This is a genomic window from Micrococcus sp. Mcc89 (assembly GCF_024519795.1).
GTDB classification, from domain to species: domain Bacteria; phylum Actinomycetota; class Actinomycetes; order Actinomycetales; family Micrococcaceae; genus Micrococcus; species Micrococcus luteus.
Genome location: NZ_JALJRI010000084.1, coordinates 18,604 through 41,990 on the forward strand (window position 1 = coordinate 18,604; position 23,387 = coordinate 41,990).

At 70.4% G+C, this 23,387-nt stretch carries 20 protein-coding genes and 1 tRNA gene; 2 read left to right on the top strand and 19 right to left on the bottom strand.

Features of this window, described 5'->3' with window-relative positions; translation table 11 throughout:
• Nucleotides 1-4: 4 nt before the first annotated feature.
• From rplC to NR072_RS08670, 17 genes are all read right to left on the bottom strand, one after another.
• Nucleotides 5-655 carry a 50S ribosomal protein L3 gene (gene rplC, locus NR072_RS08590; protein ID WP_036317759.1) on the bottom strand — a complete coding sequence of 217 codons (651 nt, stop codon included), beginning with the start codon at nt 653-655 and terminating at the stop codon, nt 5-7.
• Nucleotides 656-675: 20 nt separating this feature from the next.
• Nucleotides 676-984, bottom strand: coding sequence for a 30S ribosomal protein S10 (gene rpsJ, locus NR072_RS08595; RefSeq protein ID WP_002857463.1), 309 nt, complete (start codon nt 982-984; stop codon nt 676-678).
• Nucleotides 985-1,310: 326 nt separating this feature from the next.
• A complete protein-coding gene (locus NR072_RS08600; protein WP_041103558.1) occupies nt 1,311-1,778 on the bottom strand; it encodes a DUF3817 domain-containing protein in 468 nt (155 codons plus the stop codon).
• Nucleotides 1,775-1,915, bottom strand: coding sequence for a hypothetical protein (locus NR072_RS08605; RefSeq protein WP_162833779.1), 141 nt, complete (start codon nt 1,913-1,915; stop codon nt 1,775-1,777). Before NR072_RS08605 ends, NR072_RS08600 begins: the two co-directional genes overlap by 4 nt.
• Nucleotides 1,916-2,043: 128 nt before the next feature.
• Entirely contained in the window at nt 2,044-3,234 is a 1,191-nt protein-coding gene (gene tuf / locus NR072_RS08610) for an elongation factor Tu (RefSeq protein ID WP_036317754.1), read from the bottom strand.
• 281 nt (nt 3,235-3,515) lie between these two features.
• Complete coding sequence (fusA, locus tag NR072_RS08615; RefSeq protein ID WP_036381535.1) at nt 3,516-5,630, bottom strand: elongation factor G; 2,115 nt, start codon at nt 5,628-5,630, stop codon at nt 3,516-3,518.
• A 118-nt stretch (nt 5,631-5,748) separates the two neighbouring features.
• Nucleotides 5,749-6,219, bottom strand: a complete 471-nt coding sequence (rpsG, locus tag NR072_RS08620) for a 30S ribosomal protein S7 (RefSeq protein ID WP_010080379.1) — start codon at nt 6,217-6,219, stop codon at nt 5,749-5,751.
• Entirely contained in the window at nt 6,219-6,593 is a 375-nt protein-coding gene (gene rpsL, locus NR072_RS08625; RefSeq protein WP_256836870.1) for a 30S ribosomal protein S12, read from the bottom strand. Before rpsL ends, rpsG begins: the two co-directional genes overlap by 1 nt.
• A 310-nt stretch (nt 6,594-6,903) precedes the next feature.
• On the bottom strand, nt 6,904-10,800 hold the full coding sequence (locus NR072_RS08630; protein ID WP_036317751.1) for a DNA-directed RNA polymerase subunit beta': 3,897 nt from the start codon (nt 10,798-10,800) through the stop codon (nt 6,904-6,906).
• A gap of 83 nt (nt 10,801-10,883) precedes the next feature.
• Nucleotides 10,884-14,390, bottom strand: a complete 3,507-nt coding sequence (gene rpoB / locus NR072_RS08635) for a DNA-directed RNA polymerase subunit beta (protein WP_036317750.1) — start codon at nt 14,388-14,390, stop codon at nt 10,884-10,886.
• 285 nt (nt 14,391-14,675) lie between these two features.
• Entirely contained in the window at nt 14,676-15,065 is a 390-nt protein-coding gene (gene rplL, locus NR072_RS08640) for a 50S ribosomal protein L7/L12 (RefSeq protein WP_036317747.1), read from the bottom strand.
• Between the two features lie 69 nt (nt 15,066-15,134).
• Nucleotides 15,135-15,656, bottom strand: coding sequence for a 50S ribosomal protein L10 (gene rplJ / locus NR072_RS08645; protein ID WP_002854782.1), 522 nt, complete (start codon nt 15,654-15,656; stop codon nt 15,135-15,137).
• 344 nt (nt 15,657-16,000) lie between these two features.
• Nucleotides 16,001-16,708, bottom strand: coding sequence for a 50S ribosomal protein L1 (gene rplA, locus NR072_RS08650; RefSeq protein WP_036317746.1), 708 nt, complete (start codon nt 16,706-16,708; stop codon nt 16,001-16,003).
• Between the two features lie 77 nt (nt 16,709-16,785).
• Nucleotides 16,786-17,217: a 50S ribosomal protein L11 gene (rplK, locus tag NR072_RS08655; RefSeq protein ID WP_010080374.1), complete on the bottom strand. Its 432-nt coding sequence runs from the start codon at nt 17,215-17,217 to the stop codon at nt 16,786-16,788.
• Between the two features lie 132 nt (nt 17,218-17,349).
• A complete protein-coding gene (gene nusG / locus NR072_RS08660; RefSeq protein WP_036317744.1) occupies nt 17,350-18,234 on the bottom strand; it encodes a transcription termination/antitermination protein NusG in 885 nt (294 codons plus the stop codon).
• Nucleotides 18,235-18,338: 104 nt separating this feature from the next.
• Nucleotides 18,339-18,590 carry a preprotein translocase subunit SecE gene (gene secE / locus NR072_RS08665; protein WP_036317743.1) on the bottom strand — a complete coding sequence of 84 codons (252 nt, stop codon included), beginning with the start codon at nt 18,588-18,590 and terminating at the stop codon, nt 18,339-18,341.
• An 80-nt stretch (nt 18,591-18,670) separates the two neighbouring features.
• Nucleotides 18,671-18,743 (bottom strand) — tRNA-Trp (locus NR072_RS08670).
• Nucleotides 18,744-18,916: 173 nt separating this feature from the next.
• On the opposite strand from NR072_RS08670, the gene NR072_RS08675 reads away from it, so the two are divergent.
• A complete protein-coding gene (locus tag NR072_RS08675) occupies nt 18,917-20,125 on the top strand; it encodes a pyridoxal phosphate-dependent aminotransferase (RefSeq protein WP_129043863.1) in 1,209 nt (402 codons plus the stop codon).
• Between the two features lie 47 nt (nt 20,126-20,172).
• On the opposite strand, the gene NR072_RS08680 is transcribed toward NR072_RS08675, so the two are convergent.
• Both NR072_RS08680 and NR072_RS08685 read right to left on the bottom strand, forming a co-directional pair.
• Nucleotides 20,173-20,871: a response regulator transcription factor gene (locus tag NR072_RS08680; RefSeq protein WP_036317741.1), complete on the bottom strand. Its 699-nt coding sequence runs from the start codon at nt 20,869-20,871 to the stop codon at nt 20,173-20,175.
• Nucleotides 20,868-22,127 (bottom strand): ATP-binding protein, encoded by a 1,260-nt coding sequence (locus NR072_RS08685; RefSeq protein ID WP_036317738.1) that lies wholly within the window; start codon nt 22,125-22,127, stop codon nt 20,868-20,870. Before NR072_RS08685 ends, NR072_RS08680 begins: the two co-directional genes overlap by 4 nt.
• A 96-nt stretch (nt 22,128-22,223) precedes the next feature.
• Here NR072_RS08685 and NR072_RS08690 point away from each other — a divergent pair, with 96 nt between their 5' ends.
• Nucleotides 22,224-23,288, top strand: a complete 1,065-nt coding sequence (locus tag NR072_RS08690) for a PspC domain-containing protein (protein ID WP_049146284.1) — start codon at nt 22,224-22,226, stop codon at nt 23,286-23,288.
• Nucleotides 23,289-23,387 lie beyond the last annotated feature (99 nt).

The window sequence follows — 23,387 nt, forward strand, 5'->3', positions numbered from 1 at the left end:
GGTCTCAGGCTCCCTTCACGGCGCTGCGGACGAGCACGACCTGGCCCTTGGAGCCGGGCACCGCGCCCTTGATCAGCAGGAGGTTGTTCTCCACGTCGATGCCGTGGAGGGTCAGGTTCATGGTGGTCTGGCGCACGGCGCCCATGCGACCGGGCATGCGCTGGCCCTTGAACACGCGGCCGGGGGTGGACGCGCCGCCCACGGAGCCGGGCTTGCGGTGGTTCTTGTGCTGGCCGTGCGAGGCGCCCACACCGGCGAAGCCGTGGCGCTTCATGGCGCCGGCGAAGCCCTTGCCCTTGGTGGTGCCCACGACGTCGACCTTCTGGCCGGCCTCGAAGACCTCCACGGTCACGTCCTGGCCGAGCGAGTACTCGGCGGCGTCGGCGGTGCGCAGCTCGACGAGGTGGCGACGCGGGGTCACGCCGGCCTTCTCGAAGTGACCGGCCAGGGGCTTGGTCACGCGGCGGGGATCGATCTGGCCGTAGGCGATCTGCACGGCGGTGTAGCCGTCGGTCTCCTCGGAGCGCAGCTGGGTGACGACGTTCGGGTCTGCCTTGACCACGGTCACAGGGATGAGCTTGTTGTCCTCATCCCAGACCTGGGTCATGCCGAGCTTCGTGCCCAGCAGGCCCTTGATGTTCTGGGTGTTGGTCATAGTCTCTCAGCACCTCCCTCTCAGAGCTTGATCTCGATGTTGACGTCCGCGGGCAGGTCCAGTCGCATGAGCGAGTCGACGGCCTTCGGGGTCGGGTCGATGATGTCGATGAGCCGCTTGTGGGTGCGCATCTCGAAATGCTCGCGGCTGTCCTTGTACTTGTGGGGAGAACGGATAACGCAGTACACGTTCTTCTCCGTCGGCAGCGGCACGGGGCCGACCACCGTCGCGCCTGCGCGCGTGACCGTGTCAACGATCTTGCGGGCCGAGACGTCGATGACCTCGTGGTCGTACGACTTCAGCCGGATGCGGATCTTCTGTCCCGCCATGGCGTCACGCCTCTCTCGTCGGGTGTGCTGTTCCTGTCCCTGTGCGGCGGATCGTGCCCGCCTTCTTGTCCTCCACCCGCGCGGGGCGAATCCGGTCGGACCGGGTTCCTCGCCGCCGCCGGACTCCGGTCCACGCGGTCGGGCGTGTCGCATTCCTGGGAGGGCACACGCCTGTGGCGGGTCGGAGTGGTGACGTCACATCTGGGCCGAGCTGCCGCCGCGAGACACACGACGACAGCGCAATGGCGCTTGAGCAACCGAATCAGTATAGACAGAAGCGGGCCCAGTCCGCCAATCGGCGGGCCGGGCCCGGCGGTCCCCCGGGCTCAGCGGCCCCACTCGGTGGGCGGGCCGGCATTGAGCAGCAGGGTGAAGACGACGGCGACCACGGCGACCGCCAGGAGCGCGCTGACCACCGGATGGCGCAGCACCACGACGAGAAGCCGTTCGAGGGGCCCCCGCTCCCCCGGCGCGCGGTCCACGACCTGCCACCGCGACGCCGGCTCGCCGCGCCGCCGCTGGGCCCGCTCGAACGGGACCGTCATGAACGGGACGATCGTCGAACCGAGGCCGAGGAGTCCGCGGGCCACGGGCCACCGCCCATCGATCCACACGGCGACCGTCACCACGAGGTAGCAGAGGAACACGAAGCCGTGGACGCCGCCGGCGATCGGCACCATCCGCTCCGTGACTCCGCCGTACTTGAGGCCCATGGCGATCAGCAGACCGGCCCAGGTGAACATCTCGGCCATCGCCGTGACGGCGAAGAGGCGGCGCGGGCCGGGCAGGCTCATCGCTCCAGCTCCCCGCCGCGGTTCGCGCGCCGGATGCGCCGGGCACGGTCGATCTCGGGACGGAAGGTCCGCAGCGCCCAGCGCACGGCCACGACGGCCACGGCGAGCACCACGATGAGGATGAGCAGTTCAGGCATGCTCCCCAGCCTAGCCGCCGCCGCCGCGCCGTCGTCGGACACGGCGACGCCCCCGCCTCCGGGGGACCCGGAGACGGGGGCGTCGCGCGTCAGCGGCTCAACGGAGCCACGAGACGGGATGCGTCAGATCACTTGGTGATCTTGGTGACGCGGCCGGAGCCCACGGTGCGGCCACCCTCGCGGATGGCGAAGCCGAGGCCCTCCTCCATGGCGATCGGCTGGATGAGCTCGACCGACATCTCGGTGGTGTCGCCGGGCATGACCATCTCGGTGCCCTCGGGCAGCGTGATGACGCCGGTGACGTCGGTGGTGCGGAAGTAGAACTGCGGGCGGTAGTTCGAGTAGAACGGGTTGTGACGGCCACCCTCGTCCTTGGACAGGATGTAGACGTTCGCCTCGAAGTTGGTGTGCGGGGTGATGGAGCCCGGCTCCACCACGACCTGGCCGCGCTCCACGTCGTCGCGCTTCAGGCCGCGCAGCAGCAGACCGCAGTTCTCGCCGGCCCAGGCCTCGTCGAGCTGCTTGTGGAACATCTCGATGCCGGTGACGGTGGTCTTCTGCACGTCGCGGATGCCGACGATCTCGACCTCGGAGTTGATCTTCAGGGTGCCGCGCTCGGCGCGACCGGTCACCACGGTGCCACGACCGGTGATGGTGAAGACGTCCTCGATCGGCATCAGGAACGGCTTGTCCTTGTCGCGGACCGGGTCCGGGATGAACTCGTCCACGGCCTCCATGAGGTCCTCGACGGACTTGACCCACTGGGGGTCGCCCTCGAGGGCCTTCAGACCGGAGGTGCGGATGACCGGGGCCTCGTCGCCGTCGAAGTCCTGGGAGGACAGCAGCTCGCGGACCTCCATCTCGACGAGCTCGAGGAGCTCCTCGTCCTCGACCATGTCCGACTTGTTCAGGGCCACGAGCAGGGCCGGCACGCCGACCTGGCGGGCCAGGAGCACGTGCTCACGGGTCTGGGCCATCGGGCCGTCGGTGGCGGCGACCACGAGGATCGCGCCGTCCATCTGAGCGGCGCCGGTGATCATGTTCTTGATGTAGTCGGCGTGACCGGGGGCGTCCACGTGGGCGTAGTGACGCTTCTCGGTCTGGTACTCCACGTGGGAGATGTTGATGGTGATGCCGCGCTGACGCTCCTCGGGGGCGGAGTCGATCGTCGCGAAGTCACGGGCCTCGTTCAGGTCCGGGTACTTGTCGTACAGGACCTTCGAGATGGCGGCGGTCAGCGTGGTCTTGCCGTGGTCAACGTGGCCGATGGTGCCGATGTTGACGTGCGGCTTCGTCCGCTCGAACTTTGCCTTTGCCACTAGTTCCTCCTAAGAACTGGTTCATCGTCAAGAAGACTGCTCAGCCGCCTGCGACGTGCTGACAACTTGACTGAGTCTACTCGGATGGTGCGGGGTTGGGGAAATCCCGGCCTCACGAGGGCCAGTCCGGTTCCAGGCCGTCGGGACCGCCGGAAGCGGACCGGACCTGACCCGTCCTGATCGCGGACCGCCGCGCCGGGGAGGGCGGTCCGGTCGCCCCGGGCCGGCCGCGGCTGCGGCGGCCGACCCGGGGCAGGTCGTTCAGAGCAGGTGACCTGCGGTCACTCGCCCTGGGACTTCTGGATGATCTCGTCCGCCACGGCCTTGGGGACCTCGGCGTAGGAGTGGAAGGTCATCGAGTACACCGCGCGGCCCTGCGTCTTGGAGCGCAGGTCGCCGATGTAGCCGAACATCTCCGACAGCGGCACGAGGGCGTTGACCACCTTCACGCCGGTGGCGTCCTCCATGGACTGGATCTGGCCGCGGCGGGAGTTCAGGTCGCCGATGACGTCGCCCATGAACTCCTCGGGGGTGCGGACCTCCACGGCCATCAGCGGCTCGAGGATGATCGGGTTGGCCTTGCGGACACCCTCCTTGAAGGCCTGGGAGCCGGCGATCTTGAACGCCATCTCCGAGGAGTCGACGTCGTGGTACGCGCCGTCGAGCAGGGTGGCCTTCACGCCGACCATCGGGTAGCCGGCCAGCACGCCGAACTGCATGGCGTCCTGGATGCCCGCGTCCACCGAGGGGATGTACTCGCGGGGCACGCGACCGCCGGTGACGGCGTTCTCGAACTCGTAGACCTCGCCCTCGGCGGTGTCCAGGGGCTCGAAGGACAGCTGCACCTTGGCGAACTGGCCGGAGCCGCCGGTCTGCTTCTTGTGCGTGTAGTCGACCTTGTCGACCTTGCGCTTGATGGTCTCGCGGTACGCGACCTGGGGCTTGCCCACGTTGGCCTCGACCTTGAACTCGCGCTTCATACGGTCCACGAACACGTCCAGGTGGAGCTCGCCCATGCCGCCGATCTCGGTCTGGCCGGTCTCCTCGTTGAGGTTCACGCGGAACGTGGGGTCCTCGGCGACGAGCTTCTGGATGGCGGTGGAGAGCTTCTCCTGGTCACCCTTGGTCTTCGGCTCGATGGCCACGGAGATCACGGGCTCCGGGAAGGTCATCGACTCGAGGATGATCGGGTTCGCGGGATCGCACAGGGTGTCGCCCGTGGTGGTGTCCTTGAGGCCGATCACGGCGTAGATGTGGCCGGCGACCACCTCGTCCACCGGGTTCTCCTTGTTGGCGTGCATCTGGAACAGCTTGCCGATGCGCTCCTTCTTGCCCTTGGTGGCGTTGAGGATCTGCGCACCGGACTCCAGGCGGCCGGAGTACACGCGGATGAAGGTCAGCGTGCCGAAGAAGGGGTGCGTGGCGATCTTGAAGGCGAGCGCCGAGAACGGGGCCTCCTTCGACGCCTCGCGCTCCAGCACCTCCTCCTCGTCGTTCACGGCGTGGCCCTTGACGGAGCCGGCGTCCAGCGGGTTCGGCAGGTAGGCGACCACGGCGTCCAGCATCGGCTGCACGCCACGGTTCTTGAACGCGGAGCCGCAGAACACCGGGTAGGCCTCGGCGTTCACGGTCAGCTGGCGCACGCCGGCCTGGATCTCCTCGACGGTGAGCTCCTCGCCCTCGAGGTACTTCTCCATGAGCTCCTCGGAGGTCTCGGCGACGGCCTCGACGAGCTCGTTGCGGTACTCCTCGGCCTTCTCCTGGAGCTCGGCGGGGATCTCGCGGGTCTCATAGGAGGCGCCCATGGTGACGTCGCCCTTGGCGTCACCCGGCCACACGAAGGCCTTCATGGAGAGCAGGTCGACGACGCCCACGAAGTCGTTCTCGGCGCCGATCGGCAGCTGCATCACGAGCGGACGCGCGCCGAGGCGCTTCACGATGGTGTCGACGGTGAAGTAGAAGTCCGCGCCCAGCTTGTCCATCTTGTTGACGAAGCAGATGCGCGGGACGTTGTACTTGTCCGCCTGGCGCCACACGGTCTCCGACTGGGGCTCCACGCCCTCCTTGCCGTCGAACACGGCGACGGCGCCGTCGAGCACGCGCAGCGAGCGCTCCACCTCGACCGTGAAGTCCACGTGGCCGGGGGTGTCGATGATGTTGATCTGGTGGTCGTTCCAGAAGCAGGTCACCGCGGCGGAGGTGATGGTGATGCCGCGCTCCTTCTCCTGCTCCATCCAGTCCGTCGTCGCGCCGCCGTCGTGGGTCTCGCCCAGCTTGTGGTTGACACCCGTGTAGAACAGGATGCGCTCGGTGGTGGTGGTCTTGCCGGCATCGATGTGGGCCATGATGCCGATGTTGCGGACCTTGTGCAGGTCGGTCAGCACGTCCTGTGCCACGGTGTCTCCCTTGGTCGGGTGGAATGGGGGGGCTCGTGAGGTGGATGCGGTGGGTGGCCCGTCCGAGAGGACGCACCTGCGGCCCGAGGCGCGGATCGCGCGCCCCGGGCCACACGGATCACCAGCGGTAGTGGGCGAAGGCCTTGTTGGCCTCGGCCATCTTGTGGGTGTCCTCGCGACGCTTCACGGCGCCGCCCAGGCCGTTCGAGGCGTCCAGGATCTCGTTCATCAGACGCTCGGTCATGGTCTTCTCACGGCGGGCCTTGGAGAAGCCGACCAGCCAGCGCAGGGCCAGGGCCGTGGAGCGGCCCGGCTTGACCTCGACGGGCACCTGGTAGGTGGCGCCGCCGACGCGGCGGGAGCGCACCTCGAGGGCCGGCTTGATGTTGTCCATGGCCTTCTTGAGGGTGGCCACGGGATCGGCGCCGTTCTTGGCACGGGCGCCCTCGAGCGCGCCGTACACGATGCGCTCGGCGGTGGACTTCTTGCCGTCGACGAGCACCTTGTTGATCAGCTGCGTGACCAGCGGGGAGCCGTAGACGGGATCGACGACGAGGGGGCGCTTCGGCGCAGGACCCTTACGAGGCATTACTTCTTCTCCTTCTTGGCGCCGTAGCGGGAGCGGGCCTGGCCGCGGTTCTTCACGCCCTGGGTGTCGAGGGCGCCGCGCACGATCTTGTAGCGCACGCCGGGCAGGTCCTTCACACGACCGCCGCGGACGAGCACGATCGAATGCTCCTGCAGGTTGTGGCCCTCGCCGGGGATGTAGGCCGTGACCTCGATGCCGCCGTTCAGGCGCACACGGGCGACCTTGCGCAGCGCCGAGTTCGGCTTCCTGGGCGTGGTGGTGTACACACGGGTGCACACGCCACGACGCATGGGGTTCCCCTGCAGGGCAGGGGCCTTCGTATTGACGACCTTGGGTGAGCGGCCCTTGCGGACCAGCTGCTGAATCGTAGGCACTCTTCAGCCTTCCTGTGTTTCGGTGATCGCTGACGTGATCGACCGGCGCCCGGGGCGCCGGCTGCTCGTTCCTCTGCTCTGCCTCTCCCTGTGGGGGCTCGCAACGAGCAGACGTCCGCAGGCGTGCAAAAGTGTGGCATCTGCCGCGCAATGACCCCGCGACCCGGACAGCGTCCAATTTGCCACACGAAAAACAATCCTTGACAGCATAGCACGCCCCGGCGCCGTCGACGAGCCGGCCCCGCACGCCAAGGGGCCCGCCGCTCCCCCGCGTGAGCGGCGGAACGGCGGGCCCCCTGGGGGACGGGGATCAGGCGCGGAAGTCGCCCCCGCGGTCGTAGTCGTCCAACGAGACGGCGTGGAAGTCGTTCTCGCCGAGCGACTGGTCCAGACCCGGGTAGTCGAAGTCCGCGAAGCCGGCCGGCGAGGCGAACAGGTTGGCCTTCGCCTCCTCCGTCGGCTCCACGACGGTCTTCGTGTAGCGGTCCAGGCCCGTGCCGGCCGGGATCAGCTTGCCGATGATCACGTTCTCCTTCAGGCCCAGCAGCGGGTCGGACTTGCCCTCCATGGCCGCCTGCGTCAGGACGCGGGTCGTCTCCTGGAAGGACGCGGCCGACAGCCACGAGTCCGTGGCCAGCGAGGCCTTCGTGATGCCCATCAGCTCGTCGCGGCCGGAGGCCGGCTGGCGGCCCTCAGCGACGGCGGCGCGGTTGGCGGCCACGAAGCGCGCCCGGTCCGTGAGCTCGCCCGGCAGCAGGTCGGTGTCACCGGACTCGATGACGGTGATGCGACGCAGCATCTGCCGGACGATGACCTCCACGTGCTTGTCGTGGATGCCCACGCCCTGGGACTGGTACACGTTCTGCACCTCGTCCACGAGGAACCGCTGCGCGGCCCGCGGGCCGAGCACGCGCAGGACCTGCTTCGGGTCCACGGCGCCGGCCACGAGCTGCGTGCCCACCGGCACGTGCTCGCCGTCGGCCACGAGGATGCGCGCACGGCGCAGCACCGGGTAGGCGATCTCCTCGGAGCCGTCGTCCGGCGTGAGCAGCAGGCGCACGGACGCCTCGGTGTCCTCGATGGTCACGCGGCCGGCGACCTCGGAGATCGGGGCCACGCCCTTCGGGGTGCGGGCCTCGAAGAGCTCCTGGATGCGGGGCAGACCCTGCGTGATGTCGTCGGCCGAGGCCACACCGCCGGTGTGGAACGTGCGCATGGTGAGCTGGGTGCCCGGCTCACCGATCGACTGGGCCGCGATGATGCCGACGGCCTCGCCGATGTCCACCAGCTGACCGGTGGCCATGGAGCGGCCGTAGCACTTCGCGCAGGTGCCCACGGCGGACTCGCAGGTCAGGACCGAGCGGACCTTGATCTCCGTGACGCCGGCGGCCACCAGCTCGCCGATCAGCACGTCGCCCACGTCCGCACCGGCCGAGGCCAGCACCGTGCCGTCCTCGCCCGTGACGTCCTGGGCCAGCGTGCGGGCGAAGGCCGAGTTCTCGACCTGCTCGTGGGCCACCAGCTCGCCGTCGGCGTTCGGGGCGGCGATCGTGACGGACAGGCCGCGCTCGGTGCCGCAGTCGTCCTCGCGGACGATGACGTCCTGGGACACATCGACGAGACGACGGGTCAGGTAGCCCGAGTTCGCGGTCTTCAGCGCGGTGTCCGCGAGGCCCTTGCGGGCGCCGTGGGTGGCGGAGAAGTACTCGAGCACGGACAGGCCCTCGCGGTACGAGGACTTGATCGGACGCGGGATGATCTCACCCTTCGGGTTGGCCACGAGGCCGCGGATGCCCGCGATCTGGCGCACCTGGAGCCAGTTGCCTCGCGCACCGGAGGACACCATGCGGTTGATGGTGTTGAGCTCCGGCAGGCCGTCCTTCATGGCCGCGGCGACCTCGTCGGTGGCCTTGTTCCAGATGTCGATCAGCTCGGAGCGACGCTCGTCGTCCGCGATCAGGCCCTTGTCGTACTGCTGCTGCACGCGCTGGGCCTGCTCCTCGTAGCCCTCCATGATGGCGGCCTTGTCGAAGTCGGAGGTGATGTCCGAGATCGCCACGGTCACACCCGACCAGGTGCCCCAGTGGAAGCCGGCGTCCTTGAGGTTGTCCAGCGTCTGCGCGGTGACGACCATCGGGTAGCGCTCGGCCAGGTCGTTGACCAGCTGACCGAGGGTGCCCTTGGTCGCCTGCTTGTCCAGCCACGGGTAGTCGTCCGGCAGCAGCTCGTTGAACAGCACCTTGCCCAGGGTGGTCTCGATGAGGGCGATCTCGCCCTCGGACCAGCCCTCGGGGGCCGGCACGTCCGCCGACGGCACGAAGCCCTCGACGCCGATCCGCGCGGGCGCGTTCAGGTGCAGGTCGCCGCCGTCGAACGCCATGATGGCCTCGCCGACGGTCGCGTACAGGTTGCCCGCGCCGACCTCGTCCGGACGCACCGTGGTGAGGTGGTTCAGTCCGATGATCATGTCCTGGGCCGGCACGGCGACCGCGCGGCCGTCCGAGGGCTTCAGGATGTTGTGGCTCGAGAGCATGAGCAGGCGCGCCTCGGCCTGGGCCTCCGGCGACAGGGGCAGGTGGACCGCCATCTGGTCGCCGTCGAAGTCCGCGTTGAACGCGGAGCAGACCAGCGGGTGCAGCTGCAGGGCCTTGCCTTCCACGAGCTGCGGCTCGAAGGCCTGGATGCCCAGACGGTGCAGGGTGGGGGCGCGGTTCAGCAGGACCGGGTGCTCGGTGATGACCTCCTCGAGCACGTCCCAGACCTGCGGACGGAAGCGCTCCACCATGCGCTTGGCGGACTTGATGTTCTGCGCGTGGTTCAGGTCCACGAGACGCTTCATCACGAACGGCTTGAACAGCTCCAGCGCCATCTGCTTCGGCAGGCCGCACTGGTGCAGCTTGAGCTGGGGACCCACCACGATGACCGAGCGGCCCGAGTAGTCCACGCGCTTGCCGAGCAGGTTCTGACGGAACCGGCCCTGCTTACCCTTGAGCATGTCGGAGAGTGACTTGAGCGGGCGGTTGCCCGGGCCGGTCACCGGCCGGCCGCGGCGGCCGTTGTCGAACAGCGAGTCCACGGCCTCCTGCAGCATGCGCTTCTCGTTGTTGACGATGATCTCGGGCGCGCCGAGGTCGAGCAGCCGCTTCAGGCGGTTGTTGCGGTTGATCACGCGACGGTACAGGTCGTTGAGGTCGGAGGTCGCGAAGCGGCCGCCGTCCAGCTGCACCATCGGACGCAGCTCCGGCGGGATCACCGGGACGGCGTCCAGGACCATGCCCTCGGGCGAGTTGTCCGTGGTCAGGAACGCGTTGACGACCTTCAGGCGCTTCAAGGCGCGGGTCTTGCGCTGGCCCTTGCCCGTCTTGATGGTCTCACGCAGCATCTCGGACTCGGCCTCGAGGTCGAAGGTCTGCAGGCGACGCTGGATCGCCTCCGCGCCCATCGAGCCCTCGAAGTACTGGCCGTACTTGTCCCGCATGGCGCGGTACAGACCCTCGTCGCCCTCGAGGTCGGCGACCTTGAGGTTCTTGAAGCGGTCCCAGACCTGCTCCTTGCGGTCCAGGTCCGCGTCCGCGCGCTTGCGGATCTGCGCCATGGTCTTGTCCGCGGCGTCGCGGGCCTTCTTCTTCTCGGCGGCCTTGGCGCCCTCGGACTCCAGCTTGGCCAGGTCCTTCTCGAGGTCGGCGGCCACCGCGGCGATGTCGGAGTCACGCTGGTCGGCCAGGACACGGGTCTCCTGGTCGTACTCGGCCTGGAGGTTGGCCAGGTCGCGGTGCCGGGCCTCCTCGTCCACCGAGGTGATCATGTACGCCGCGAAGTAGATGACCTTCTCGAGGTCCTTCGGCGCCAGGTCCAGCAGGTAGCCCAGGCGCGAGGGCACGCCCTTGAAGTACCAGATGTGGGTGACCGGCGCAGCCAGCTCGATGTGGCCCATGCGGTCGCGGCGCACCTTCGAGCGGGTCACCTCGACGCCGCAGCGCTCGCAGATGATGCCCTTGAAGCGCACGCGCTTGTACTTGCCGCACGCGCACTCCCAGTCACGGGTGGGGCCGAAGATCTTCTCGCAGAAGAGTCCGTCCTTCTCCGGCTTCAGGGTGCGGTAGTTGATGGTCTCCGGCTTCTTGACCTCGCCGTAGGACCAGCGGCGGATGTCCTCCGCCGTGGCCAGGCCGATGCGCATCAGGCCGAAAGAGTTGTCAGTGGACATGCTGTTCACGCTCATGCTCCGGTGAACTCCCTTGGTTCAGTGGTTCTCAGGTGACGTCTTGTGGATGCGGGATCGGGCCCGGCTCAGACTTCCTCCACCGAGCTGGGCTCGGCGTGGGAGAGGTCGATGCCCAGCTCCTCGGCGGCGCGGTAGACCTCGTCCTCCGCGTCGCGCATCTCGATGGCCTGGCCGTCGGCGGAGAGGACCTCCACGTTCAGGCAGAGGGACTGCATCTCCTTGATGAGCACCTTGAAGGACTCGGGAACACCCGGCTCCGGGATGTTCTCGCCCTTGACGATGGCCTCGTAGACCTTCACGCGGCCGTGGATGTCGTCGGACTTGATGGTCAGCAGCTCCTGGAGGGTGAACGCCGCGCCGTACGCCTCGAGCGCCCACACCTCCATCTCGCCGAAGCGCTGGCCGCCGAACTGGGCCTTACCGCCCAGCGGCTGCTGCGTGATCATCGAGTACGGGCCCGTGGAACGGGCGTGGATCTTGTCGTCCACCAGGTGGTGCAGCTTGAGCATGTACATGTAGCCCACGGACACCGGGTCCGGAAACGGCTCGCCGGTGCGGCCGTCGAACAGCTGCGCCTTGCCGCTGTCGCTCATGAGACGGTCGCCGTCGCGGGTCACGTTCACGTGGCCGAGCAGGCCCGTGATCTCGTACGCCTCGGCGCCGTCGAACACCGGGGTGGCCACGTTGACCGGACCGGACTGCCGCGGGAAGTTCGGCAGGTCCTTGATCCACTCCGGCTCGCCCTGGATGTCCCAGCCGCGCGAGGCGGCCCAGCCCAGGTGCAGCTCCATGACCTGGCCGAGGTTCATGCGGCCGGGGACGCCGAGCGGGTTCAGCACGATGTCCACCGGGGTGCCGTCCGCCAGGAACGGCATGTCCTCGAGCGGCAGGATCTTCGAGATGACGCCCTTGTTGCCGTGGCGGCCGGCCATCTTGTCGCCGTCGGTGATCTTGCGCTTCTGCGCCACGTAGACGCGCACCAGCTGGTTCACGCCCGGGGGCAGGTCGTCGTCCTCGTCGCGGTCGAAGATGCGCACGCCGATGACGGTGCCGGACTCGCCGTGCGGCACCTTCAGGGACGTGTCGCGGACCTCGCGGGACTTCTCGCCGAAGATCGCGCGCAGCAGGCGCTCCTCCGGGGTCAGCTCGGTCTCGCCCTTCGGGGTCACGCGGCCGACCAGGATGTCGCCGGCCTCCACCTCGGCGCCGATGTGGATGATGCCGCGCTCGTCGAGCTGCGAGAGCACCTCCTCGGACACGTTGGGGATGTCGCGCGTGATCTCCTCGGCGCCCAGCTTGGTGTCGCGGGCGTCGACCTCGTGCTCCTCGATGTGGATCGAGGTGAGGACGTCCTCCGAGACCATGCGCTGGGACAGGATGATCGCGTCCTCGTAGTTCAGGCCCTCCCAGGGCATGAACGCGACGAGGAGGTTCTTGCCGAGCGCGAGCTCGCCGTTGTCCGTGGCGGGACCGTCGGCGATGATGCTCAGCGGCTCCACCCGCTCGCCCTCGGAGACGCGCACCCGCTGGTTGTAGGCGTTGCCCTGGTTCGAGCGGGCGAACTTCATGATCGGGTAGTGCGTGGTGGTGCCGTCGTCGTTCATGACGGTCACCAGGTCCGCGGCCACCTCGGTCACGACGCCGCCCTGGGTGGCCGTCACGGAGTCGCCCGCGTCCACGGCCACGTACTTCTCCATGCCGGTGCCCACGTAGGGGGCCTCGGAGCGGAGCAGCGGCACGGCCTGACGCTGCATGTTCGCGCCCATGAGCGCGCGGTTGGCGTCGTCGTGCTCGAGGAACGGGATCAGGGCGGTGGCCGCCGACACCATCTGGCGCGGGGACACGTCCATGTAGTCGATCTCGTCCACGGTCGAGAGCACGGGCTCGCCGTCGCCGCCGCGCTGGCGGCAGAGCACGAACTCCTCCTCGAACCGGCCGTCCTCATCCACCGGGGCGTTCGCCTGGGCGATCTGGAAGGCCAGCTCGTCGTCGGCGGTCAGGTAGTCCACGGTGTCCGTGACCCGGCCGTCGACCACGCGGCGGTACGGGGTCTCGATGAAGCCGAAGGAGTTGATCCGGCCGAAGGTCGCCAGCGACCCGATGAGGCCGATGTTCGGGCCTTCCGGGGTCTCGATGGGGCACATGCGGCCGTAGTGCGACGGGTGGACGTCACGGACCTCCATGCCGGCACGGTCGCGGGACAGGCCGCCCGGGCCGAGCGCGGACAGGCGACGCTTGTGCGTCAGGCCGGCCAGCGGGTTGTTCTGGTCCATGAACTGGGACAGCTGCGAGGTGCCGAAGAACTCCTTGATCGCCGCCACCACGGGGCGGATGTTGATCAGGGTCTGCGGGGTGATCGCCTCGACGTCCTGGGTGGTCATGCGCTCGCGCACGACGCGCTCCATGCGGGACAGGCCGGTGCGGATCTGGTTCTCGATCAGCTCGCCCACCGCACGGATGCGACGGTTGCCGAAGTGGTCGATGTCGTCGATCTCCACGCGCACATCCACCGGCTCGCCGTCGCGCGTGCCCTTGATGACGGTCTCGCCGGCGTGCAGCGCGGCGATGAAGTGCACCATCTGGACGATGTCGTCCTCGGTGAGCACAGACGCGTTGGGGTCGCCGAGGTGCACGTCCACGCCGAGCTTGCGGTTGAGCTTGTAGCGGCCCACCTTGGCGAGGTCGTAGCGCTTCGGGGTGAAGTACAGGTTGTTCAGCAGCGTCTGCGCGGCGTCGACGGCGGCCGGCTCGCCCGGGCGCAGCTTGCGGTAGATGTCGAGCAGGGCCTCGTCCTGGTCCGCGGTGCCGTCCTTCTCGAGGGTGGCGCGGATGGAGTCGTAGTGGCCGAACTCCTCCAGGATGCGGGACTCGGTCCAGCCCATGGCCTTGAGCAGCACCGTCACGGGCTGCTTGCGCTTGCGGTCGAGGCGGACGCCGACCTGGTCACGCTTGTCCACCTCGAGCTCGAACCAGGCGCCGCGCGAGGGGATGATCTTCGCGGAGAAGATCTCCTTGTCCGAGGTCTTGTCCGGGGTGCGCTCGAAGTAGGCGCCCGGGGAGCGGACCAGCTGGGAGACGACGACGCGCTCGGTGCCGTTGATGATGAACGTGCCGTTGCGGGTCATCAGCGGGAAGTCGCCCATGAAGACGGTCTGCTGCTTGATCTCGCCGGTCGTGTTGTTCATGAACTCGGCCTTGACGTACAGCGGGGCGGAGAAGGTCGCGTCGCGATCCTTGCACTCCTCCTCCGTCATCTTCGCGTCGGCGAACTCGGGCTCGGCGAAGGACAGGGACATGGTGCCCTGGAAGTCCTCGATCGGGGAGATCTCCTCGAAGATGTCCGTCAGTCCCGAGGTGACGGGCACGGAGTGGTCGTCGGCGGCCAGGGCGGCGTCCACGCGCGCGGCCCACCGCTCATTGCCGATCAGGCGGTCGAACGACTCGGTCTGCAGCGCCAGCAGGTCCGGCACGTCCAGCGGCTCGGAGATCTTGGCGAAGGAGACGCGTCCGGCGGAGGCGCCGGATCGCGGGGAGACGGTAGCGGTTTCGTTGGAGGTGCTCGAGGCGACCACGTAGGATCCTTCCACAGGCCTTCTGGGTTCCGTTCGCTCCCCTGCCGCGAGACGGCGGCGCCGGCCCACCGCTATATGAAGGCCGTGCGGAACCGTGCGGGCCACGGCGGGACGCGAGGTCCTGCGGGCGGCACGGAACAGGGGAGATGCAAAGATCCATCCTATCCGCGCCCGTCGCCCCTGTCCAGCCGGGGGTGCGTGACCCGGGACGCCACGAGGCCCCCGGTCCGCAGCGCGGGTCCGGGGGCCTCGTGAGGAGGCGTGATGCGGCTCAGGCCGCGATCATCACTTGAGGGTGACGGTGGCGCCGGCGCCCTCGAGCTGCTCCTTGGCCTTCTCGGCGGTCTCCTTGTTGACGCCCTCGAGGATGGGCTTGGGAGCGCCGTCCACCAGGTCCTTGGCCTCCTTCAGGCCGAGGGAGGTGAGGGCGCGCACCTCCTTGATGACGCCGATCTTCTTGTCGCCGGCGGCCTCGAGGACGACGTCGAACTCGTCCTTCTCCTCGGCGGCGGCGGCCTCGGCACCACCGGCGGCACCGCCGGCGGCGGCCACGGCCACGGGGGCGGCGGCGGTGACGTCGAACTTCTCCTCGAACGCCTTGATGAACTCGGACAGCTCGATGAGGGTCAGCTCCTCGAACGCGGCGAGCAGCTCTTCGGTGGTCAGCTTGGCCATGATGGCTCCTTTACGGGTACGTCTTGACTACGTGTGAAGTGGTGGGCCGTGCAGCCCGGGGCGGACTGCTCAGGCAGCCTCGCCCTGCGCGGCGCGCAGCGCCTCGACCGTGCGGACGGTCTTGGACAGCGGCGCCTGGAACAGGGCGGCAGCCTTGGACATGCTGCCCTTCATCGCGCCGGCGAACTTGGCCAGCAGCACCTCGCGGGACTCGAGGTCCGCGAGCTTCTTGATGCCGGCCTCGTCCAGGGGCTGGCCATCCATGTAGCCGCCCTTGAGCACGAGCTTCTCGTGATCCTTGGCAAAGTCACGCAGGGCCTTCGCGACGTTGACCGGGTCCCCGGTCACGAACGCGATCGCGGTGGGACCGGACAGGTGAGCCTCGAGGCCCTCCAGACCGGCGTCCTTGGCCGCGATCTCGGCCAGCGTGTTCTTCGCCACGGCGTAGGTCGCGTCCTGACGGATGGAGTCGCGCAGCTGCTTGAGCTCCGTCACCGTCAGGCCACGGTATTCCGTCAGAACAGCGGCGCTGGACTCACGGAACAGGTCCGTGAGCTCAGCCACCGCCGACTCCTTCGCGGACGTCGCCATGGCACTCCTCTCGATGATGCGTGGGAACCGCCACCCCGAGACGAGAAAGCGCCCCGTGCAGATGCACGGGGCGCAGCAGGAGCATCGACGCGGCCGGACCCGGAGGGTCGACGTGCGGATGCGAGCGTGGCTCACGTTCACCTGCGCGGGCCGTCTCCGTCAGGGAGATCCTTCGGTGGGCTCTGCCCGGAGGCAGGGCACCACGACCGGCGGTCTTCGGTAGGCACCAGCGTACACGTCCGGGGCGGGCCCGCAAAATCGACCCGGGACGACGCCGGCCGGTCGTCCCCGCTGCGGGGACGACCGGCCGACGTCGTGGGCCCCGATCACCGGGGCCGCGTGGCTCAGAGCTCGGAGGAGTCCACCGAGGTCACGTTCGGGTCCATGGGCACGCCCGGGCCGAAGGTGGTGGCCACGGTGGCCTTGGAGATGTAGCGGCCCTTGGAGGAGGACGGCTTCAGACGCAGGACCTCCTCGAGGGCTGCGGCGTAGTTCTCCACCAGGGCCTTGGCCTCGAAGGAGGTCTTGCCGATGATGAAGTGCAGGTTGGAGTGCTTGTCGACGCGGAAGTCGATCTTGCCGCCCTTGATGTCGGCCACGGCCTTGGCCACGTCCGGGGTCACGGTGCCGGTCTTGGGGTTCGGCATCAGGTTGCGGGGGCCGAGCACCTTGCCCAGACGGCCGACCTTGCCCATGAGCTCCGGGGAGGCCACGGCGGCGTCGAAGTCCACCCAGCCCTCGGAGATCCGGGCGATCAGGTCGTCGTCGCCCACGACGTCCGCGCCGGCGGCGCGGGCGGCCTCGGCGCGGTCACCGGTGGCGAACACGACGACGCGGGCGGTCTTGCCGGTGCCGTGGGGCAGGCTCACGGAGCCGCGGACCATCTGGTCGGCCTTGCGGGGGTCGACCGAGAGGCGGAGGGCCACCTCCACGGTGGCGTCGGTCTTGGAGGGGTTGGTCTCCTTGGCGAGGCGGATCGCCTCCACCGGCGAGTACAGATCCTCGCCGATCGCGGCCTTGGCCGCCTTGTATGCCTTGCTGCGCTGTGCCATCTGCGTTCTTCTCCTTGTGCAGTCGTGGTCTGCGGGCCGCGCTCGGCCCTGCCACTGGAAGGGGGTGGGGGTGGGCGTCAGCCCTCGACGGTGATGCCCATCGAGCGGGCGGTGCCCGCGATGATCTTGGCGGCGGCCTGGACGTCGTTGGCGTTCAGGTCCTCCATCTTGGTCTGGGCGATCTCCTCGCACTGGGCCTGGGTCAGCGTGCCGACCTTGGCCGTGTGCGGGGTGGCGGAGCCCTTGGCGACGCCGGCGGCCTTCTTGATGAGCTCGGCGGCCGGCGGGGTCTTGGTCACGAAGGTGAACGAGCGGTCCTCGTACACGGTGATCTCGACCGGGACCACGTTGCCGCGCTGCGACTCGGTGGCGGCGTTGTACGCCTTGCAGAACTCCATGATGTTCACGCCGTGCTGGCCCAGGGCGGGGCCGATGGGCGGGGCCGGGTTGGCGGCGCCGGCCTGGATCTGAAGCTTGATCAGACCGGTGACCTTCTTCTTGGGAGCCATGAGTGGATCCTTCTCTCACTGGGGGACCCTCGGCGCAGGAGCGCACCGGGGGCGGTGGCCGCCGTGGCGCGGCGGCCGGTGCCGCGTCCGGGCCGGCAGGCGGCCGGCCCGGTGCGGAAGCGTCGGGTGTCCTCAGATGGCCTTGGTCACCTGGTTGAAGGACAGCGTCACGGGGGTCTCGCGCTCGAAGATCGAGACGAGCACCACGAGCTGCTGGGCCTCCGGCTTGATCTCGGAGATCGTGGCCGGGAGGGTCTCGAACGGGCCGTCGTTGACGGTGACCGACTCGCCGACCTCGAAGTCCACGTGGATCGCGGGGGCGGCGGGCGCGCCGGACTCGGCCGCGGCGGGGACGGCCAGGCCGGCCTTCTCGGCGGCGCGGGCGGCCTCCTGGATCACGGACGGGGCGAGCATGTCGTACACCTCGTCCAGGCTGAGCGGCTGCGGGTGGTGGGCGTCGTTGCCCACGAAGCCCGTGACGCCCGGGGTGTGCCGTACGACGCCCCACGAGGCGTCGTCGAGGTCCATGCGGACGAGCACGTAGCCCGGGATGCGCACGCGCGAGACGATCTTGCGCGTGGTGTTCTTGATCTCCACGACCTCCTCCATGGGGACCTCGATCTCGTAGATCGAGTCCTCCATGTCCTGGGTCAGGATGCGGGCCTCGAGGTTCGTCTTCACGCGCTTCTCGTAGCCGGCGTAGGTGTGGACGACGTACCAGTCGCCGGGCTGGCGGCGCAGGCGGGTGCGCAGCTCCTCGGCGGGGTCCACGGCGGGCTCGTCGTCGGACTGCTCCTCGACGGGGGTCGGTGCGTCCTCGCCCTCGGCGACGGCCAGGTCGGCCTCCTGCACGGTGGCCTCGGCGGTCTCGTCACCGCTGCCGGCGACCTCGTCCAGGGCGTCCTCGACGGGCGTGCCGGCGTCCTGCGCGGTCTCGGCGGTCTCCTCGGCCACGGCGTCCTCCGACATCGGGACGGACTCCTCGGCGGGCTGACGATCCAGTTCCTGCTCGGACACGGTTCCTGCTTTCTGCTGACGGACGGCGGGCCCTGCCGTCGGGGAGGGCCCTCACGGGCGTGCGGGGGACGCGTCCTGCGACGTCGGGACCGTCCGCGCCGGGCTCAGAGGCCGCCGGCGCCGAACAGGAGACCCGCCACGGTGCCGAACACCCAGTCCAGCCCCATGACCAGCAGGATCATGAACGCCACGAAGGCGAGCACCACTCCGGTCGTGCGCAGCAGCTCCTCGCTCGTGGGGGTGACGACCTTGCGGAGCTCGTCCACCACCTGGCGCAGGAACAGCGCGATCCGCGCGAACAGCCCGCGACGCTGCCTGCTCGGCGTGGGGGCGGGCCCCCCGCCGTTCGCCGCCATCTCAGTCACGTGGCCTCACTCGTCGGATCGCCGAATCGCTTTCTACACGTCCGATGCCGAGCACAAGGCTCGGCATCGAGCAGGGCAGACAGGACTCGAACCTGCAACCTGCGGTTTTGGAGACCGCTGCGCTACCAATTGCGCCACTACCCTTCGGACCGACGGAGCCGGCCGAACCCTCGTGGGATCGACCGTGAACGCGGTACCGGAGATCCAGGATACGCCATCGGGCGGCGGGAGTCGAACGGGCCCCGGGCAGTCAGTACCCTGGCAGGACGGAGCCCCGCTCCGCCCCGCCCTCCCCGTCGAGCTCGAAGAAGGTCCCCATGGCCGCGCCCGCCCGCCGCGTCTCCGCCCGTCTGTCCGCCATCGCCCCCTCCGCCACCCTCGCCGTCGACGCCCGCGCCAAGGAGCTCAAGGCCGCCGGGCGCCCGGTGATCGGCTTCGGCGCCGGCGAGCCCGACTTCCCCACCCCGGACTACATCGTGGAGGCCGCCGTCGCCGCGGCCCGGGACCCGAAGAACCACCGCTACTCCCCCGCCGCCGGCCTGCCCGAGCTGCGCGAGGCGATCGCGGCCAAGACGCTGCGCGACTCCGGCGTGTCCCTCGAGGCCGCCCAGGTGCTCGTGACCAACGGCGGGAAGCAGGCCGTGTACAACGCCTTCGCCGCCCTGCTGGACCCGCAGGACGAGGTGCTCGTCCCCGCCCCCTACTGGACCACCTACCCCGAGGCGATCCGCCTGGCCGGGGGCGTGTCGGTGGAGGTGTTCGCCGGCCCCGAGCAGGGCTACAAGGTCACCGTGGACCAGCTCGACGAGGCCGTCACGGACCGCACCAAGGTGCTCCTGTTCGTCTCCCCCTCCAACCCCACCGGCGCCGTGTACTCCCCCGAGGAGACGGCGGCGATCGGCCGGTGGGCACGGGAGCGGGGGCTGTGGGTGGTCACCGACGAGATCTACGAGCACCTGACCTACGACGGCATGCCGTTCACCTCGATCGTCCGCGCCGTGCCCGAGCTGGCGGAGCAGTCCGTGATCCTCAACGGCGTCGCCAAGACCTACGCCATGACGGGCTGGCGCGTCGGCTGGATGGCCGGTCCGCTGGACGTGGTCAAGGCCGCCACGAACCTGCAGTCCCACGCCACCTCGAATGTGGCCAACGTGTCGCAGCGGGCCGCGCTGGCCGCCGTCGCCGGCCCGTTGGACGCCGTGGCGGAGATGAAGACGGCGTTCGACCGCCGGCGCCGGGCCATGGTCGAGGCCATGGACGCCGTGCCGGGCTTCCACTGCCCCACCCCGCAGGGCGCGTTCTACGCGTACGTGGACGTGCGGGAGGCGCTCGGGAAGACCTACCGCGGGGGCGTCACCCCCACGACGTCGGCCGAGCTGGCCGCCTTCATCCTCGACGAGGCGGAGGTCGCCGTGGTCCCGGGCGAGGCGTTCGGCCCGTCCGGCTACCTGCGACTGTCCTACGCGTTGGGCGATGCGGACCTCGCGGAGGGCGTCGAGCGCATCCGCGCCCTGCTCAGCGCCTGAGCCGCACACCCCACCCCTGAGCCCCGCGACGCCGCGCGCCGCGGGGCTCAGGCGTATCCGCGGCGCGCGGCCCAGCGGGTCAGCTCGTGGCGGTTGGAGAGCTGGAGCTTGCGCAGCACGGAGGACACGTGGGTCTCGACCGTGCGGTCCGAGATGAACAGCTCCGCCCCGGCCTCCCGGTAGGTGTATCCGCGGGCGATCAGCCGCATGACCTCCCGCTCCCGTGCCGAGAGCCGGTCGAGGTCCTCGTCGGGGGCCGCAGCCCCGCTCGTCGCCGCAGCGGTGACGGGCGGAGGCGCGGGCGCCGTGCCGCGGAAGGCGTCGAGGACGAACCCGGCCAGCCGGGGCGAGAACACGGCGTCGCCGTCGGCCACGCGGACCGCCGCGTCCGCCACCTCGGCGCCGGAGGCCGTCTTGGTGATGTAGCCGCGGGCCCCCGCACGGATCACGGCGACGACGTCCTCGGCCGCGTCCGAGACGGACAGGGCCAGGAACCGCTGCGCGGGTCGGCGCGCGAGGACACGCTCGGCCACCTCCGCTCCCCCGCCGCCGGCCCCGCCGGGCAGGTGCACGTCCAGCAGCACCACATCCGGCGCCAGGTCCAGCACGGCGCGGACGGCCTCGTCCACGTCCCCGGCCTCGCCGAGAATGGCCAGTCGGTCCGGGTCCAGGTCGGCGCGCAGGCCGGAGCGGAAGATCGCGTGGTCGTCCACGATGACGGCCGTGCGCGGGGCGGGGTCGGTCATGGGTGCTCCTGTCCGGTGCGCGCTCGCGCACCCTCGGGCTCGGCCAGCGTCAGGTGGACCTCGGTGCCGCCCGGGCCGGACCGGATGCGGGCGGTCCCGCCGGCACGCTCCATGCGGCCGAGGATCGACTCCCGCACGCCGAGCCGGTCGGCCGGGACCGTGGGCAGGTCGAAGCCGGGGCCGCGGTCCCGGACGAACACCTCCGCGACGGTGCGGCCGCGGTCGTCCTCACCGGCCTCCGCGAAGACCTGCGCGTCGCCGGCGTGCCGGGCCGCGTTCTGCATGGCCTCGCGTGCCGCGGCCGCGAGCGGCTCGAGCCACGCCCCCGCGGCCCGCCCCACGGCCACGACCTCCACCCGGGCCCCGTGGGCGTCCTCGACGGCGGCGGCGTGCTGGTCGAGCGCCTCCGCCAGGGAGTGCGGGCCGCCGCGGGAGTCCAGGGCGAGGAACTGACGCAGCTCACGCTCCTGGGCGCGGGCCACCCGGGCCACCACGTCCGCGTCCTGGGCGCGCCGCTGGATGAGGGCGAGGGACTGCAGCACCGAGTCGTGCAGGTGCGCCGCGATCTCGGCGCGCTGGGCCTGCACCGCGAACGCGGTCCGCTCCGCGTCGCGTCGGCGCAGCCAGGCCAGGGCGTAGGGCATGGCCACCAGCGCCGCGCCGGCGAGCATCGCGACGGCGGCCAGCAGAGCCCGCCACAGCTCGCCCGAGCTCACGGCGCCCAGGACGATGGCCAGCACCGCCAGCAGCACGAGGGCCGTGCCGAGCACGAGGCGGACCAGTCGTCCGCTCCGCCCGGCCCGGGGCCCGCCCGCCAGGTCGAGCTGCATCCAGGCCAGGCCGAGGCCGATCACGAGGACGGCCACCGGGCCCACGAGCGCCCAGTCGACGGTGAGGCCGAGGCCGTCCGCGACGGTCAGCACGCCCACGCCGAGCACCACGGCGGCCAGCAGCACCGGCCAGCCGCCCTCGCGCACCCGCTCGAGCACCTCGGGGGCGCGACCACGCAGGGTGGGGGCGTCGGCGGCGGGGGCGCCGTCCGGACCCTCCTCCGGCATGAGCAGCCAGAGCCACACGTACAGGGCCAGGCCCGCGCCGCCCAGCAGGCTCAGCAGCGCCAGGGCCGCGCGGACGCGGCCGGCGGGCATCCCGAGGTGCCGGGCGAGCCCCGCGGCGACGCCGGACACCGGACGGTCGGCCCCGTGCCGCATCAACGGCGGACGCGGGGCCGGCGCGGGCGCGGACGGGGTGGGCATGCCCCCATCCTGCCGTGTCGGACGGGGCGGCACATCCGGGGAGGATTCCGGGAGTTCCCGGATGGGCGGGGGCCGCAGGCGGACGAGGATGGAGACATGACGAGCACACACGACCCGTTCACCGGCCCCGGCCCCCACGTCGCCCCCGACGGAGCCGCCTCGGGCGAGACCGGCCCCGACGGACTGGACGCCCTGCCGGGCTGGCTGCGCCGCGCCGTCCTGAGCTGGGGCGTGCGCCGCTCGCCGGCCTCGTGGGTCGGCGGGGTGCTCGGCGGGGTGGCCGAGCGCTACCGCATCGACCCGCTGCTCGCCCGCGGCGTGTTCGTCGCCGTGTGCATGGTCTCCGCGGGCCTGGGCCTGCTGGCCTACGCGGCCGCCTGGGCCGTGCTCCCCGACGCCGACGGACGCGTGCAGTTCGGCCGCCTGCGCCGCAGGGAGTGGCAGGACGCCACCGTGGCCATCGGCGTGATCGGGGCGATCGGCGCCCTCAACCTGCTGCTCGGCGCCGGGTTCACCCTCATCGCCCCGGCCGTGGGCGGCCCCGGCTCCCTCCTGGGCCTGGGCGCGCTGGCCGTGCTCGTCTGGTGGCTCGTGACCCGCTGGGACGGCCGGGCGCAGGCCCGCGTGGCCCCGGGCCGGGCCCCCGACGCCGACCAGCCCAGCCACGCCGTGCCGCGCCCGGCCTGGTACGTCGGCGGAGGTCCGCGCGAGCGGGCGGCCGAGGTCACCGACCCGCACGGCTTCCACCCCGAATGGATCGACCCCGCGACCGGCACCTGGCGCGACCACGTCCACTCCCGCGAGCGGCGAGCCGCGGCGCGCCTGGCCGAGGAGGCCCCCCGGGCAGCCACCGCCCCGACCGGCTCGGGGTCCGCAGCCACGGCCGCGAAGCCGCGCCTCGGGCCGATCGCGCAGGCCGCCACCTACGCCGGGGCCGTCCTCGCCGCGCTCGCCGCCCTCGGGATCAGCCTGCTGCTCGGTGTCGGTCCGACCCCCACGCTGCTGGCGGTGCCGATGCTCGTGGCCGCGCTCGCGGTGATCGCCCCCGTCATGCTGGGCGCTCTGCTCAGCGGCCGTCGTCCCGGCACCCTCGGCCCGGCGAGCGGCATCCTCGTGGGTGCGACGGCCCTCCAGGTCGCCGTCCTCGTGGCCCTCGGCTGACCCGCCGCCCGTCGCCCGTCCCCTGACGCGACGCGGCGGGCACGCCTAGGTGTTGTGGGTCATGAGGTTCTTGGCACGAGGGCCGGACTGAGATGAGAC